Raw genomic sequence first — 16,373 nt, 5'->3', positions numbered from 1 at the left:
GAACCCATGCCTGAAACCATTTCAGCGCCTAAAGCCGCCCAGCCCGCAGCGAAGCTGTTCTCAGCTGCGGCCGGTCCGGCCTTGCCCGACAGTGTCCAGTGGATCGAAGGGATGTTGCTGTCACCCCAGCATTTTCAGCAGAGCGATGTTTACTGGCAGGAGCAGTTGAGGTACCGGCTATCGTGCGTCGCGCCGGATTTTTGGGGATTGAGCCTGCTGCAGCTGGATATGGTGAAGCTCAAGGCCGGTATCGTCGCAATCAAACGGCTTGAATGCATCATGCCAGACGGCACGCCGGTCGTGTTTCCCGGCTCGTACACCGGAAAAGCGCTCGAACTTGATGTCACCGCGCAGTTGCAGCGCACGCCGGATGGGGTGCGGTTGTCGCTGATCATGCCTGTGCGGGGCAACGCCTCCAATCACTGGAATACGACACCGGCGCGCAATGAGGTTGTGCACGGCCTGGTATCGCTTGACGAGAACACCCTGACCGGATCGGTGCCGGTCGACCGCCTGCGGCCGGCGATCTCGCTGTCAGCCGAAGTTGCAGCCCCGGCCGGCTACGAGGTCTGTCCCTTGTTCGAGTTGTTCCGGCGCGAAGAAAACAGGCATGTCGAATTCAAGCCCTACCACCCGCCCATGCTGTGCTGGCAGGCCGGCGATTTTCTCAAGGCAACCGGCTTGCGGCACCGGCTCCAGCTGCTCAATGAAGCGCTGTGGCTCAAGCTGCGCGAATTGGGCGCTAACCGGGAAAGCGACGGCCCCGAGGACGATGAATTGCAGGGCGCCCATTTCCGCAAGCACCTGGAGATGGCCCGACGGCTGGCTGCCGTGCTGCCGCAGTTCAGCCTCATCGTGCAGCGCCCCGAGTCGAGCCCGCGCGCGGTCTACGACAGCCTGGCGCTCCTGCTTGGCACGATGGCATCGTTCGGCGCCAATCCCATCCCGCCTGTGCTGGACGCTTATCAGCACGATGACTGTTCGCCACAGTTCCGGCGTGCGCTGGACTATGTGGTACGCAAGCTCAGCTATATCAATACCAGTTTCGAGCTGCAGCCGTTTGAACGCCATGCCGACGGTACTTTTACACATGTGTTGCCTCCTGACGCGGGTGAACAACTGCTTGTCGAGCTCAGGCCGCAAGGCGGCCAGGGCCTGGGGGCCGATGGACGCGCGTCAATGGAACGCTGGTTGCTTGACGCCTGCATCGCGAGCGAGGCGTTGCTGCCTGCCGCAGCCCGGTTGCGCGTGACCGCGAGGCCGCACCTCTTGACCGCTGAGGAGTTGGCGAAACGCAACCTGCGTTCGGGAGCGGCCTTGTTCGCGATCGACAACCAGGTCCTGCAGCTCAAAGAAGGCGATACCAGGCTGTTCGGCCCAGGGCAAAACCTCGTCATTAGCGGTGACAAGAAGTCGCCGGGAACCCCGCCCGCGATGATTCTGCTTTATCGTGCGCGCGCTGCAGGCACGCGGACCTGAAAGACGCAGCCATGCAGCCTGCTGCTATGCCCGAAATGCCGCTCCTGAGCTGCTTTGCGCAGTTCTATGAGGAGGTTGCGCGCGTGCGGCAGGAAAGCGAACGCGGGTCGCTGCAAGCCTACCTGGGGGTCTCTGGTGCGGCACCGGCCGAGCCGGCCGAACTCGCGGGCCGTGTGAGCCTGCGCCTGGCCGACCTTCTGGCCGGCCAGGCACGCGATATGCGGGCTACCGCGAGTGAAGCGCAGCAACGCGCCTATACGGCAGCCAGCTATGTGATGGTGGTGCTGGCTGACGAGATTTTCATCCTTGAACTCTCGTGGCCGGCGCAGGATGCCTGGCTCGAGGTTTTGCTTGAGCACCGGCAGTTCGGTTCGCGCCAGGCTGGGCGCCGCTTCTTCGACATGGCGGAGCAGGTGCTGGCTGTGGTGTCCCGATCCCATTTGCATCGCGATCTCGCTGCCTGCTTTCTGCTCGCGCTGCAGCTTGGGTTCAAGGGAATGCATCGGGGCACGCAGGGCCAGCTGTTCCTGGACACACTGCGCCAGCGACTATACCGTTTTGTCAACGGCCGACCGGCAGAGTCTGACGGCAGGCTGTTTGTGCAAGCCTATGAACACACGGTCAAGTCGACTGCCGATGCGCGGGTCGCGCCCCTGCGCCCGTGGTTGCGTCTGGCGATGGGTTATGCACTTGGCTTTGTGCTGATGTCGTCGGCGCTCTGGCTATGGCTGATCCAGCCGCTGGTCAAGGTTGCGGGTGTCTGAGATGAGCAGCATCAGCAGTATCTGGTTTGGCGTGCTTGCCGCAGTCGCCAGTGCACTCGGAATCCTGGTGCTTTGGTTGATAGTGCGCTCGCGCCAGGCCAAATTGATAGTTGCGGCCGGTGCCATCAAGCCCGTTTTGAAGGGAAGTTTCTGGCGAACGCGCTGGCAGTCGTTCCTGGCCTGGTTGCGCGGGCTGCGGACCGTGCTGTCCAGAACCGCACGGGAGCGCTACCGACAAACCTGGGTCATCATGATCGGGCAGGCCGGCGCTGGTAAAAGCAGCTTGATCGCTTCGTTGCGACAGGTCCGGCAACAGCCAGACGCACAGGCGGCGACGATCGCCGGCGTCCCCCACACAGCCTGGCACAGCCTGGCACAGGGTGAACTCATAGACCCGCAAGGCAAGCTCAGCGCTGCCGGTCAAACCGGATCCGACGCGGCAGATTGGCAAGCCGTACTGCGCGGACTCGTCCACCTGCGCCCCGAACGTGCACTTGACGGGGCGCTATTGGTGGTTTCCTCCCGTAACTTGCTGGGCATGGGCCGTGAGAGTGTGCTTCAACTCGCGCTCGATGCCCGGCGACAGCTCGACGACCTGCGTGCCGCCACCAGCCTGGCTTTGCCGGTCTACGTGATCGTCAGCCAGTGCGACGCGGTCGATGGATTTGCTCCGTATTGGCGTCTGCAGGGGCGTTCGCAGAGGGAAAGCATGTTCGGCTGGTCGGCGCGCGACGGCCTGTTGCAGTCCGGCCCGGTACAGTGGATTGACGAGGCATTTGTTGACATCGGTGAACGACTCAAGGAAATCCAGGTAGAGGCCGCTGCGGCGCAGGAGCAGATTGCCGACGCTGATGCGTTTTTTCTGTTTCCGAGGCATTTCGAGCGTTTGCATGCGCCCTTGCGTGATTACCTGGCCGAGGTCTTTCACGACACGGCGACGACGCAGCCTGCACTGTGCCGAGGTGTCTATTTCACAGGCTGCACCGAAGACACCGGCGCACCAGCTGGCATGCCGCGTGCCGATGTCTCGTTTGCCGAAGACGTCCTGACGCAAAAGGCGTTGGGGGAGTGTGGGCTGGCGCGCGCCACGCTGGCGTCATTCTGGTCGCGTGAGCCGGGGCTGCTGCGGCTTCAGCAAGCCTGCATCGTGCTGGCCGGGTTGCTGCTGTTGGCACTGGTGTTATCGGGCTGGCGGCTGCAGCGCCAGGTTGATGGTCTGGGTCGCAGCATCGCCGCGCTCTACCAGTCGCAGGCGCTGGCAGGTGCACAGGAGAGCTGCGCCGGCCGCCCATTGATTGACGATGCGCTGTCCCGGGCCTCGGCCCTCGATATCGACCTGGTGTTCGCGACGATGCCGCTGTCCTGGGTCGATCGGCGTGCCAGCAACAACGCGGTGCAGGCTGTCTCCAGTACCGTGATGGCGCGCACGGTGTTTCCGGCGCTGGCTTGCGGCCTGCAGGCGCGGGTCGCGCGGCTCGACGCTGGTCTGGTCGCGGCGTCAGAGCCGACGCTTGCCGGTATCACAGTCAACAACTCGGCGTATGCCAAAACCCGCGCCAACCTGAAGGTGCTTGCGCTGGAGGTGAACAACCTGGAAGACAAGCTCCAGCGTTTCGCACGCTTGACTGCCATACCCGCCGAATCCACCGTCCGCAAGCTGGATGATCTCAACCTGATTTATCTCTACGTCTACGGAGCGGGATTGCCCCTTGCTGCGGCGCGGCCCGGCGGCGTGGTTGCCGCTTCGCTCGAGCAGGTGCCTTACAGCGGCGTGGTGAATGTGCCCGAGCGTTCGCGCGGCAACTGGGCGCGCCAGTTGGCGAATTCCAGCCGGCAACTGCATGTCGATTTGCTTGCTGAGGCCTCGATGGGCCCCAGCCTCCTGGCCAGGGTTGATCCGGCAAAAGGGCCGCTTGTTGACAACACCAGGCGGTTCACCTCATGGCTGGTCTGGGTCGCCAAATCATGGGTGCCATCGGACCCGAACAACAACCCCTGCGCCGATGACGCGAAGGAACTGCGGCAACTGCTGTCGCCCCTCGTGACACAGTACAGCTATCCGAAAGACCTGTTGGCAGGTGACGGCGGTTTTGATGAGGCAAGGTGCTACAACCCGGCCATGCAGGTGCTGCGTGGCATGCAGCTTTCGCCCTACGGGCCTCTGCTCATCGCACAGGGCCAGAGTCTCGTCATGAATCCGGCACTGTCGGCAGAGGTACGCGGCCTCGAAAGCCTGCTACAGCAGACTTTCATGCAGGTCCGGAACCCGCAGGCCTTCGCCTGCGTGAGTTCAGCGCCCGGCTGGCGCCTGGCAGACCTCGGCCGGTCCATGAATTACGCTGCTGATTACCAGCGATTCGCAGCAGGCCAGGGACTGCCGCCTCTCGGTGCGCCGGCAACCAGCAAGCCGCTGTTCGACCGGCTTGCGAGGGCGCAGCTTGAGCAGGTCATGAATGACGCGATGCGCTCGGCGCAGTCGGTGGCAACAGAGTCGTTCGTGCTTCAGGGACTTGACGCGGTCTCGGCTGCAGACCAACAGCTTTTGCAGCAGAGTGGTGATTTTTCGCGCGCACTGGATCCGCTGATCGGCAACCTGCGGCTCTATACCCAGTTCGGCTTTACAGCGAGCGCGGGACGCGTTTCACAGTGCGCGCGGGACTTTTCGTCGGATGCTCTGGGCCGCGTCTCAGGCCTTGTGGGTGGCAGCCGGCTTTATGACCCCGAGGCCGGTCCTGCCGACGGCCTGCTCGTGAACCTTGGCACCACACCGGTGATACGCGACTACCTCGCGCGGCAGGTTGCGCGTGCGCAGGTACTCGCTGGCTACGCTGATCCTTTCGTGAATCTGTTGCGCAACACTGACGGCGTCAACGATGCGCAGCGCGACAACGCACAAACCTTGCCGTACTGGAGCAATACGATCAATGAGGTCACCAGTTACGTGCAGTTCAAGGACCCGGGCAAGCAAGTCGGCGCTCTCGACACGCTTTTCCTCAAGACCATTGCCGATCTCACCTATGCGAACTGCGGCAAGGTGCTGGCGGCCTACCAGCCGGCCGACTACGGGAACGACATGTTCTCGGAGAGGCGGCGCGACCTGATTGCGCAACTGAACCTGCGCTGTGTCGACCGTCGTACCGAACAGGCAACCACTGCCTACGATGCCCTGGCCAAACGCTTCAACAGCCGGCTCAAGGGGCGATTCCCGTTCGGCGAAACCAGCAGTCCGGACGCCTCGCTGGCGGAGGTGCAGACCTTTTTCAGTGACTACGCCGCGCAACGCGAATCGCTGCAACAGTCGCTGTCCGGCCTGAGCACCCCTGGCTGGGTCGTTTCGGCACGCGGGTTCCTCAGTGAACTCGATGCAGCCGATCAGTTTCTGCGGCCAGGCTTGGGTATAGGCGCAGCACCGCAGCCTCTAAAGCTCGACATCACTTTCCGTGCGCTACCCCAGGAGTCGCCTGGCAGTGAACAGGTCGTGAGCTGGGTTGTGAGCTCAGGTTCTCGGGTGGCGAGCTATCCGGGTGGAAAGCCGCCGACCGTGGACTGGAGCTACGGCCAGGTGCTCGCGCTTGATCTGAATTGGGCCGAGCTGTCTGTTTGGCGACCGGCCGCATACCCGGTGCAAAGTGGCTACCGGGTCGAAGGCAGCACAGCTTCGTTCACTGAAAGCGGGAACTGGGCGTTGCTGCGCATGCTGCAGCGCTACCAGCCTGTGCCGGCACGACCGGCTGATCCCCTCAAGCCGGGCAAGGCGTTGCTCGAATTCAGTGTGCCGATACAGCGCACGACCCAGGCGACACCCACAACAGCCCCGGCAGTCACGACGGGCCAGGCCACGTTCTACCTCGGCTTGACCCTGTCTGGCACCGATCCGAAATCCCAGGCCAGTACCAGCCTGGTCTGGCCGGGACCTTTTCCCAGGTCTGCACCGCAGCGGCAAGATGTTTCCACGCAAAAGCGAGCAAAACCATGAACACTGAATTGATGACCCGATCACAGCGTTACTTCGGCGAACGGCTTGGATGTTCGCTCGAGACCTTGCTCGACCCGATCGACGCGGGCAATCCCGCCGGTTATTCGGTTAAAGGCAATGGTGTCTACAACACCATCCAGAACGCCAGACGCGAGGACGATGCGAGTTTGCCGTTGGGTCCGTGGGAGCACAAGCTCAAGCGAGCGGACTGGCCAGTAGTGAGCCGTGTCGCCACCGAGGCCCTTTGTTCCAAATCCAAGGACCTGCAGGTCGCTGCCTGGCTGCTTGAGGCCGAAGTGAACCAGCATGGGTTTTCCGCGATAGCTCCCAGCCTTTTGCTGCTTGATGGCTTGTTGCGTGATTACTGGGACGATCTCTATCCCCAGGACGCTGACTCCGGCGGCGAACACCGAGCCAACATCCTGCGTTCGCTCAACAACCGTTTGCCGTTTGTGCTCAAGCAGCTCGCCATGACTTCAACGGGCATGCATCGCAATTACAACCTCGCCGATTGGGAAGTTGCCATGCACCGCGAACGGTTGGCCCCGGCCGCCGCGGCCGCAGCTAACAGCGCTGATGAGGAGGAGCATGCCAGCACGGAAACGATCACTGCAGCGATGGCCGCGACGCCCCTGGCCTGGTATCAGGCGCTGCACCAGCAGTTGAATGATGCGCTCGGTGCGATGCAACTGCTCAGAGACAGCATCGACCGCCACTTCGCGGTGGACGGACCGAGTCTGTCGGCGCTGGCCGGCTTGCTGGCTCAACTGTACGCATTGGCCGAATCCGAGCTGCAGCGGCGCGGGATAACGCTGGCGGCCGCAGGCGGCGAATCCGGGCCGGGGCCAGGTACCGTCGCGGGATCCGATGAGACGGCCATCATGGATGACCAGACGTGGGCCGGCGTTGCCGTACCGCGGTCCATTGATGACCGGCGCCAGGTCTACGCCATGCTGGAGCAACTCGGGGACACACTGCTCAAGATGGATCCGCACAGCCCGGCGCCCTACCTGATACGCCGGGCGATCGAATGGGGAAGGCTCAACACGGCCGAGCTCTACCAGGAGGTGTTTATCCGTCTTGGCGGCCAACTCAATATCTTCGAATTGGTGGGGCTTGAAACACCCGCAGCGCGGGAGGAAACATGATCGCATCATCTGAACCCCAAGGGCTTCTCGTACCGGTTTCCCCGGGGACTGATCCGTCGGCTCCGTCAGTGGCGATGGATATCGCCGCTTCGGTCTGGAAAAACCTTTGCGAACTGCCGACCCTTCTGTTTAAGGAGCGTTCGGGCATTGCTGCCGCCCTGACCGGCCCGCGCCTGGGGTGCACCTGGGCGCGTGCCGTAGTTATGTACTGGAGCAGGCTTGAACGCCTGGGTGGCCTGGACTTGTCGCAACCACTCTACATCCTGAACATGGGTCCGGATGACGGCGCCCTGGCTGCGGTGCTGTTGACCACACTGCGCGATGAGATGCATGCCTGCGGCATGCTCGGCTGGCCCGTCCGGTATGTGCTGTGCCCCCTGGCGGGTGAAGAACCGGCACTGGCGCTGCTCAAACAGCCAGCACTTCAGCCTTTTGTCGCGCGCGGCTGGCTTGACCAGGCAAGCTGGCAGGCTCGGCGCGGCCACCCGCTTTTGCTCGGTGCGAACCGCTTTGCCTTGTTCGGATCACGCAACCCGGTGGTCGCGATGACGGCAGGCGGGTTCTCCGCATTGCCGGCAGAACTGTACGGTGTGCACTACGGCGAACTATTGCAGGCGCGGGTTCAGGCGCAGCCAGACGGCGAAGGTCGTTTCGCGCTGACTTCTGAATGGCAGGCTTTGGCGGAGGATGAGCTTGCCTCAGCCGCTTCCGCGCTGCTGGGCCATTACCGCGCCAGCCTGATCAGTGCCACTGTTCTACTTTCAAACGCCGCACTGTCCCTGCTGGATGCGCTTGCCGATTTTTCTGCCGGGCGCTATTTGCTGCTGGCGGCAGACCAGGGAGTCGCCGATGAGCGGCAGATCAGGCTTAACTGCATGGCGCTTCCTGAGCAACTCGCTCCTGGCGAACTGTACTTCCCCGCCAATTTTCATGCACTTGGGATGCACCAGGAAAGCGCTGGTGCACATGTTGCGCATCTGGAGTGGGGCGCATCGGGATGCATTCAGCATATGGCCTGCCGCGACGATGCCATCGGCATGGATGCCGCAAGCTGGAGCAGTCTGATCGATACGGTAGATGAAGACCATCCAGCGGAGCGCTGGTGGCACGGGGCTCCCCACAGCCCTGTGGGGAGCGTTGACGAAATCAATTTTCGCCTTCGCTGCTCGGGTCATGATCCCTGGGCTCTCCAATCCATCCTCGACAGCCTTGATCTACGCCTGCTGGACGCTGCGGACGAAGGTGCACTGCAAACACTGAACCGCAGCCTGGCACGCACGTGGCAGCACATGACACAGCGTCAGCGTTGTGATGCCGGGACAGGCCTGGCAGGCCTGCTTGTGCATGTGGGTCAGTGGGCGCTGGCGCGTGATGTGCTCGCCGAAACTCCCGACAGCGATTCGCCGACGGCTTCTCGCAGCGATCGGCTACTGCTGCGTGCGCGGCTGGAGGCGGAAACCGGGCGCAGCGCCAGCGCATTGCGCGTCGTACGGGAATGTCTGCGCCTGGATGCCGGTCACCCTGAGGCGCAAGGCATGCATGAGCTGCTGGAGCGCCGGCTGGCCAATTGGCAGGCCAGCAACTGGTATGAAGCCGATGCGATGCGCGACGAGGATCTCTCGCTCGAGCCACTTGATGTCCTGCATATCCCGGCATGGCTGCATCAATACCGGGACCCGAACATCGCCGTGGTGGCCGGATTGCCGCCAATTACCTGTGAAGCGGAGGCGCAAACCTATCTTGCCCATGTAGGCGGCAGCGAGGGGATCGAATATGCAGTGGTTCACCGGAATTTCGGTTTTGTCGGTGCCGTCGGTTTGCGCCGCGAGGCTGATATGGCTCATATCCATTTCTGGATAGGTGTCGATCATCAAGGCACTGGCTTTGGTGCGCGTGCGGTGCGATTGCTGACGGCAAGCCTCGCCGGCGGACCGGTACGGCACCTGTTCACCTCGGTACACGAGGGCAACACGCGCTCGCACCGGCTGCTTGAGAAAGCCGGGTTTGACACGCTCGGGCACGAGTCGCGTGGCGACGATGTGGGTTACCGGTTCATGCACCTCGCGCTGCCTGGGGCGCTTGCCTGCACCAATGACGAACTCGAATTACGCCTTGCGGCGATCTGCGATTGCATCGGAGAGCCGCTGGTGACCGGTCAAACTCTCATAGGGGGAAGTGTTCATGCTGTCTAGATTTTTGCTAGCTCGCGCAGCACCAACTACCGCGAGGCGCGCAGGCCTCACCATCGCGCGTGCGGCTCCGCCTGCTGCAGCGGGTGCAGGAAAAATCGCTGCAACAGCGTCCAGCCTGTCTGCGATGGCGCTCCGCGCCGCGAAGTTGGCGCGCAACGCAGCGGCCAGTGCGTCTGGCGGCGGTGCTGCCGCAGCACCGGCTGCGATGTCCCGACGCCAACCCGCCGACCTTGCCGCCAAGAAGCAGCTAGGCCCGGTGCCCGGCCAGTTTCCGCCGGTCAAACGTGTCAAGCAGGTGCTCGGAACCCACGCGCAACAATCAACCTATAAAAGAACACCGTCTGGCGCATCGGTCGAGGTCGACCACATGACTCCAGATTCACTGCATCAGCCTGTGGGCAGTTCGAGAAAGAGCGGTGGTGGGGCGGCACTGAGCAAGCGGCTGCCTGCAGCGGCGATGAATGAAACCCAGCACCGCCGCAAGCTCACCACCGGCAGTAGCAAAGCTGCCCAGCACTTTCGCGCATATCTGCTGCAAGCGCACCACGGAATGGTGCCGTTCGCGGGCAGGATGCAAACAACGCAGGATCACTATGCGGCAGCGATCCAAGCCGAGCTCGGTGCGACGACGACGGAATCGACTCTCTTCGGAAAACCGACACTCCATGATCCGCGGCCCTTCGACAAGCCATCGCAGAAGGGCGTGGTGCCGAGACGGGACGCGGAGTGGGGCATGGACAGACAGCTCGACATGCTAAAGCGTCTCAAGAACACCGGTCATATCGATTCGACGCATGAAAGCCATCTTGTGGGCGTTGTCACCGAGCGGCGCGCGGCACTTGCCGACATGTACAAAAAAATGAGCACTAAAGCTGAAGGTAAGGGGCCAAAAAAATCCTGATGGCAGCGTATCCGCCTGAAGTGTCATGAGCCTCATGAGGATGGGTGTAAGCGGGCTTTGGGTCTCGGTCAGTCATCAGCGAATGGTTTAAATTTTTTAAGGAGTGCAACATGGCAAAACAAAGATTGCTTAAAGAGGGTTTGGGCTTCGTGGGTCTGACGGGTTGCGACAAGATCAGGGCAATGGTCAACGCGTTGACCAAGCATATGACTCCGGTGGGAGGGCCCGGCGGGGTGATGAATGCCTTGCAGCTGACGCAGAGGCGGCTGGCAGCAGGCAACAAAATTCCGGCCAATACATCGGGTGTTTCAACCAAAGATTCGCTTCATAAGTCCTTCATCGAGAACGATGTGCTCCACGAGTACACCGATCAGGTTCATCACACGACAGTGAGCCAGGGCAAGATCACGGGCAGCCAGCAGATTGGGGGCCCGTCGTTTATGAAGTTTGATCTCAGGAAGAAGGGCCATTACACGGGCTTCAAGCCTTTTTGATCGCCGGCAGCTCGACTGCTGGGCCTGCGGTGTCAGGTCCGCTGCCCTGACCGCGGGAGTGCCTGATGCCTAAGCCGACCAAACTGACGAAGTCCAGAAAGACCTTGCCCGATCTGCCGGGCCCGCCTTCCCCCCAAAAGGCAAAGGCTGCAAAGGTGGCGAAACTGGCGGCGATCCAGAGGGTCGGCAAGGCAAAACCCCGCAAGCTTGGCGACCTGGCGCTCATGGGTATGCCCACTAAAAAGAGCTGGCGTCAGGGCACCGACCAATGGCTTGGCAATGTTATGGCCTATAAGGCCTCGCAAGATCGCACGCTGACACCAATGCAGGCCAAGGACGGGTTTCGGCCCCAGGTAGTAGATATGGTCGTCGGATCGAAGGCGTTTCCCAAAGGAGCCTTCCGTTACGCTTCCAACCCGACGAGCCACGGGATCAGCAGCGGCTATCACGAGGCGTTCGTCGTGACTGACATGACTCCCAAGTTGCAAAAGAGGGTGAAACATGCCAAGGGCATGTCAGCCATGCCGGCCATGGAAGAAGCCTCCTGGAAAGCTTTTTCTCACGCTACTTTCCCGGAAAGCAATATAAGACCAATGATGGAGGCGGGTGACGGTGCGAGAACAGATACCGCTCGTACTATTTTGAGTGGACCGGGCGGTTCCGTTGCCGGGCACAGCGGTTCCGGGGTCCGCAGCACCGGTCAGGCTGCCGCGCATGATATGTTGCGGGCGGCCTCAATGGCCGCGTTGCAGGACACGGAGATGACGCCCGCCGCCATGGCGGTGACTGCCGCGGCCGCCACGGTTTTGACAATGGCTCCCGGCGCGCTGGCCAGCCGGGCAGAGGGAGCAGAAAAACTCAAGGATAAGCGCGCGCTTGGAACCTGGGAAGATGATCGTAACCAGGCCAAGGAGCGCCTCGCCCAGGTCCACGGTGCGCTCAAACCGGCAGAAAAAGCCGTCGTGCGGCGACACCTCCAGGCGCTGGCAATCAGCGTCGGCGGGACGCGCACGCTTGATCCTGCTCAGCCCAGCTCGCCGCGCAGGAGTACCGCGCTGGAAGCCGGAAATGCGGTTGCCGGCGGCGGCTATGACGGTTCACAGATTGGCGGGAAAGCCTCCAAAGCTCCCCCCGCCAGCGGGAGCGCGCGCGACATCACTCAATACGTATCAGAGCCGTTCCGCGTGGATCGGTCATGAAATACGCGCATTCGCCGGGCCGTCAATGCTGTTTCAGCGTTCTGGCACCGGCCATCCCCGGGCTTTCAAAGGAGTAAACCATGGCATCCAAACGACAAACGCCAGCGCTGTCCAAGCCGGTCACAGCGCAGTCAGGCCCGAAGACGACGCGTACGGCATCGCCTTCCACCGCTGCTCCGCCGCGAGACCTCGTGCATGCGACGATGACGGTCACAGCGCCTGGCGGAGGGCGCCTGACGGGCGGTGATGCTTCGCTGTCTGTGACTGGAAAAAACACCGCCTGGGCCAAAACACCGGTCCCGCATGGAGGCGCCGGCGTACCGAAATACCAGACCCGCGTGGCCTATATGAAGGCCAACCACGCGGCCCATCCGCTTGCACAAAAACTCATGGACCGGCATGTCCAGCAGACTCCGGCTGAGGACAAACGCGGGCTTTCCTGCGCCGAAGGGCACAGCCTCATCGCCGCACACCAGGAGCTGAACCAGCGCGGCAACACTCATGCGGCGGCACACCTCGACGCGTTCACGGCCGGGCTGGTACCAGCCGTACCGGCTTATGTGCCGGCAGCTGCACCGACCTTCGGCGCCAACACCAAAAATGCGCGCAAGAACCTGCTCATGAGCAAGTACCAGGCGGCCGAGGCAACCCGCATTGCGGAACACGGCACGCTCATGCAGCAACGCCAGGCTACGCTCGACGGCCTTGCCAAAAGCATGACCGGCATGGACAGCTGGCACGAGTACGCGGCGAAGGAGTCGTCGTTCCTGGCCTGGAACGACGTCCAGCAGCACGGCGCGCTGACCAATGTGCACCACCACGCCACCAGCGAGGTCAGTGCGGGTCACGCGATGGAGTATTGTGTGAAGTGCCGTGCCGAAGTCGCCGGCGGTCTGAAAAACAAATGACCCCGATCCGGCAGACCGCTCGCCGGCGGCGGCAGGAAAACCCCGACCACAAAGAAATACATGCCGCGCATCTATGAATCCCCCACGATGGGTGACGCCAACATCCGTGTCGCGCTCGTCAGTGACCTCGGCCAGGCCGACCTGCTCGTGCACCGGGTCAGCAGCTGGGGCCTGGCCACCCGCCCGTGGCTTTGGTACATGGCCCCCAAGCAGGATGCGAACCTGTACGTCTACTTTTGCTCGCTCGGCATGGCACAGCTCGTGGTCTGCTATGTCGACACCTACGGCCAGGCTGGTTGGGTCAACAAACTGCAGCGGCACCCGGTAGCGCACTTGCTGCGCTGAGTTGTTATTTGGGTGGGGGCGGCAGTGAGATGGTGCCCATATTGGGTGGCAGCCCGAGCTTGAGCGAGAGGTAGTTGCGCTGGGACAGTGCCTCGTCCGCGCTGCCAAAACGCCCGACGGTGACCACTGACCATGAACCGCCCTCGGGCTCGCCCATCAGCACGACCGTGCTGGTGACACCTTGTGCCTGTATTGACGAAGCCAGCTGGCTGGCGGGCTGCGCCGTCGAAAACTGTGCGGCCTGCAGCGCGAAGCTTGGAGAGGCCGTGGCCACTGTCGGCAATATCAGGCTGGCCGCAGGCAGGGGTGATGACGCCGCGACGGCCGGCGCGCTTGCTGGGGCCGCAGCGGCTGCAGAAGCGGCAGCAGCCGCCGGTGTGCTGCCAGATGTCGCGGCGGGTGCGGAAGCCGCCGGTATGCCGGGATCGGCACGGCCCTGGATTTTCGCTCCGATTTGTTGCACTATTTTTGCCGCACCTTCCTTGAATGAGGAAGGCGCGAGCAACCCGGCGGCGAAGGCCACCATGCCGAATACCAGGGTCAACAGGACAAGTCCGTACTTCGCAAGCACGCTCGGACTCAGGCTTCACCGGCGCGGGTAGCGGTGGTGGCCTGGACCCGGCTGGGGCTCAGACTGTGTTTGCGCACCAGCCGTCCGAAAGCGCTGCGATCCTGTCCCGCGATCAGTGCCGCCTGAGTCAGGTTGCCGTTGGTTTGCATCAGCAAGCGGCTCACATACAGCCGCTCGAACTCCTTGACGGCCTGCTGCTTGGCTGTGCGAAAGACCTCCGGTTCGGCGGCAGCGGAACGCTCGCCGCGGGGCTGTGACATTGCCTGGCTGATATCGACTTCGTTGCTGTCGCTGAGCAAGAAAGCCCGCTGGACAACATTTTCGAGTTCACGCACATTACCGGGCCACGTGTAGCTCTGGATGAATGCGATCGATGCCGGCGTCAGGCGAACCTGGGGCCTTCCGTGATGGTGGCCGAGCCGCGTCAGGAAAATCCTGGCAAGTTCGATCCCGTCGTCGCCACGCTCGCAAAGCGTTGGCAGATAGACCGATAACACGTTGATGCGATACAGCAAGTCCTTGCGAAAACGGCGTGCTTCGGCAAGCTCGTTGAGGTTGGCGTTGCTGGCCACGACGATACGAACGTCAGACTGTTTGGTCGAACTCCCGCCGACGCGGCGGTAACTGCCGTCTTGCAGAAAGCGCAGCAGTGCGGCTTGGGCCTTGAGGCTGAGCGCGTCGACCTCGTCAAGGAAAAGTGTGCCGCCACCGGCTTCGCTGACAAGCCCGAGCGAGGCAACTTTTGCGTCAGTGAAAGCCCCACGCTCGTGACCGAAGAGCTCACTTTCAACCAGGGTTTCGGCCAGCGCGCCGCAATTGACCGGAACAAAAGCGCGGTCGGCCCTCTTGCTGCCGTAGTGAATGGCCCGTGCCACCATTTCCTTTCCGGTGCCTGTCTCACCCTCGACGAGAACCGCCGCATCAACTCTGGCGACACGCTCGATCTGCGTACGCACTTTCGCCAGGGATTCCGAAGATCCCAGCAACTGGAAGCCGAATCTTGCACTCATCAACATCCCCCGTTTTATTGCGGCTACTTCAGGGGCTTCTGCCTGCTTTCGCGAGGAAGCAAGAAGAAACCGAGTGCCTGGAAGCGCAAACATAAGAGAATTGCCAACCCCTCACATCCTCCAATTGCAGGAGCAATTAGTACCGAAAATTCGTGATTGACCTGGCTGCTGAACTGCACTGAAGGCTGACGCAACTATTCACTGAATTTCAGCTTCAAACTTCTGTAAGCAGAATGTGTGAATTGCATTCGAGGTGCGGTGATTCCCCCAGGAATTTTTTGCCTCTTTTCACGGTCAACCGGACAGCCTTTCGCCAATACGGCTGGCGTTTTCCAGTGCTGACCAGTTCTGACAAACCTTGTGTGGCGATGACTGCTCTTGTCTGATCGTCGATACCTATTACGCCTTACAAACTCGCGAATGAGCATCGGGTTTTTTGGAAATTCCCAAAGCCTGTGACCTTTCGAATCGCTCCGATCACAACCCTCATCCCCCTGTCAGAACTGACAGGTAGGGCATACACGGATCGGCTCGCAAAACTCAATACTTTTCCCCGGATCCTCGACGGGCCCTGGTAAACGACAGTCTGCAAATCGACGGAATCGTTGCAATCGATGTGATCATTCCAATCGCTGTGGCATGCTTGTGCGCATGACAGTGCGCGGCAAACTCGACAATTGGGCCAGGCGGATCAAGCGCGATGGATTGACGCTCTGGTTCGCCGGCAAGCACCCGGCAACGCCCTGGTATGCGAAGGCGCTTGGGCTCTTCGTCGTGGCCTATGCGCTGAGTCCCATTGATCTCATTCCGGACTTCATCCCGGTGCTCGGGTATCTGGACGATGCCTTGCTGCTCCCGGGGCTGATCTGGTTGACCATCAGGCTCCTGCCTCCAGAGGTGCTCGCCGATTGCCGCAACCGGGCTGATGATTGGGTGAAGGAGCAGGGTGCGAAGCCGGGCAGCCGGATTGCCGCGTTCGTGATCGTGCTGATCTGGATCGGATTCGCCGCGGCTTTGTGGATCTGGCTTGTCCAGCCGAGGTTATAGCTCCCGCACCGTTCCGCTCAATCGCAGGTCCCTTGATCCAGTGCAATACAAAGCAAATCGGCAAGGCGGCCGCTCGCATGTAGCGCTTCCGTTATAGCCCGGGGTGTGTACTCCAGCGGTACATGTCGCAAACAGGCCGCGCCGATGTCACCATCTGTATCCATACGGGCGCCCAAAAATTTGCATTTCTGATGACGCTCCCTCTGTCAGTCGTCACACTGAAAATTCTGACAAACGTCACAAAATGTGGAAGACGAAAAGATCCCTCGCGGGGCAGTAGCAACCGCCTTGTCAAAGGTATTACTGCAGCGTATCTTGCGATCAAACAAGCACAGCAGG

General features: G+C 61.7%; 13 protein-coding genes. 11 read left to right on the top strand and 2 right to left on the bottom strand.

What is annotated here, in order from left to right; translation table 11 throughout:
* The first annotated feature begins 6 nt into the window (after positions 1–6).
* The 10 genes from tssK (at position 7) to AC1DU8_RS17885 (ending at position 13,406) form a co-directional block, all read left to right on the top strand.
* Positions 7–1,479 (top strand): type VI secretion system baseplate subunit TssK, encoded by a 1,473-nt coding sequence (gene tssK / locus AC1DU8_RS17930; protein ID WP_477667393.1) that lies wholly within the window; start codon positions 7–9, stop codon positions 1,477–1,479.
* Positions 1,480–1,490: 11 nt separating this feature from the next.
* Positions 1,491–2,243: a DotU family type IV/VI secretion system protein gene (locus AC1DU8_RS17925; protein WP_457282546.1), complete on the top strand. Its 753-nt coding sequence runs from the start codon at positions 1,491–1,493 to the stop codon at positions 2,241–2,243.
* 1 nt (position 2,244) lies between these two features.
* Positions 2,245–6,219, top strand: a complete 3,975-nt coding sequence (locus AC1DU8_RS17920) for a type VI secretion system protein (RefSeq protein WP_477701633.1) — start codon at positions 2,245–2,247, stop codon at positions 6,217–6,219.
* A complete protein-coding gene (gene tssA, locus AC1DU8_RS17915; protein WP_457282548.1) occupies positions 6,216–7,367 on the top strand; it encodes a type VI secretion system protein TssA in 1,152 nt (383 codons plus the stop codon). The genes AC1DU8_RS17920 and tssA overlap by 4 nt, the downstream gene beginning before the upstream one ends.
* Positions 7,364–9,559 (top strand): GNAT family N-acetyltransferase, encoded by a 2,196-nt coding sequence (locus tag AC1DU8_RS17910; protein WP_477727078.1) that lies wholly within the window; start codon positions 7,364–7,366, stop codon positions 9,557–9,559. The genes tssA and AC1DU8_RS17910 overlap by 4 nt, the downstream gene beginning before the upstream one ends.
* A gap of 205 nt (positions 9,560–9,764) precedes the next feature.
* The gene (locus AC1DU8_RS17905) at positions 9,765–10,460 is read left to right on the top strand and encodes a hypothetical protein (protein ID WP_477689917.1); all 696 of its coding nucleotides are present in this window, start codon (positions 9,765–9,767) and stop codon (positions 10,458–10,460) included.
* Between the two features lie 110 nt (positions 10,461–10,570).
* On the top strand, positions 10,571–10,954 hold the full coding sequence (locus AC1DU8_RS17900; protein WP_457282551.1) for a hypothetical protein: 384 nt from the start codon (positions 10,571–10,573) through the stop codon (positions 10,952–10,954).
* Between the two features lie 65 nt (positions 10,955–11,019).
* On the top strand, positions 11,020–12,153 hold the full coding sequence (locus tag AC1DU8_RS17895) for a hypothetical protein (RefSeq protein ID WP_477689918.1): 1,134 nt from the start codon (positions 11,020–11,022) through the stop codon (positions 12,151–12,153).
* A gap of 80 nt (positions 12,154–12,233) precedes the next feature.
* On the top strand, positions 12,234–13,061 hold the full coding sequence (locus AC1DU8_RS17890) for a hypothetical protein (RefSeq protein ID WP_457282553.1): 828 nt from the start codon (positions 12,234–12,236) through the stop codon (positions 13,059–13,061).
* Between the two features lie 60 nt (positions 13,062–13,121).
* On the top strand, positions 13,122–13,406 hold the full coding sequence (locus AC1DU8_RS17885) for a 7(1) septoil knot domain-containing protein (RefSeq protein ID WP_457282554.1): 285 nt from the start codon (positions 13,122–13,124) through the stop codon (positions 13,404–13,406).
* 4 nt (positions 13,407–13,410) lie between these two features.
* Here AC1DU8_RS17885 and AC1DU8_RS17880 read toward each other — a convergent pair whose 3' ends face one another.
* Positions 13,411–13,950: an SPOR domain-containing protein gene (locus AC1DU8_RS17880; RefSeq protein ID WP_477689919.1), complete on the bottom strand. Its 540-nt coding sequence runs from the start codon at positions 13,948–13,950 to the stop codon at positions 13,411–13,413.
* Positions 13,951–13,985: 35 nt separating this feature from the next.
* Positions 13,986–14,987 (bottom strand): sigma 54-interacting transcriptional regulator, encoded by a 1,002-nt coding sequence (locus AC1DU8_RS17875; protein ID WP_477689920.1) that lies wholly within the window; start codon positions 14,985–14,987, stop codon positions 13,986–13,988.
* A 651-nt stretch (positions 14,988–15,638) separates the two neighbouring features.
* On the opposite strand from AC1DU8_RS17875, the gene AC1DU8_RS17870 reads away from it, so the two are divergent.
* Positions 15,639–16,034 carry a YkvA family protein gene (locus tag AC1DU8_RS17870; RefSeq protein WP_457282622.1) on the top strand — a complete coding sequence of 132 codons (396 nt, stop codon included), beginning with the start codon at positions 15,639–15,641 and terminating at the stop codon, positions 16,032–16,034.
* The last annotated feature ends 339 nt before the right edge of the window (positions 16,035–16,373 follow it).

It is taken from the genome of Polaromonas sp. P3_A5 (assembly GCF_056403055.1).
The sequence above is the reverse complement of the archived record's forward strand: the minus strand, read 5'-3'. Positions and strand labels throughout refer to the sequence as shown.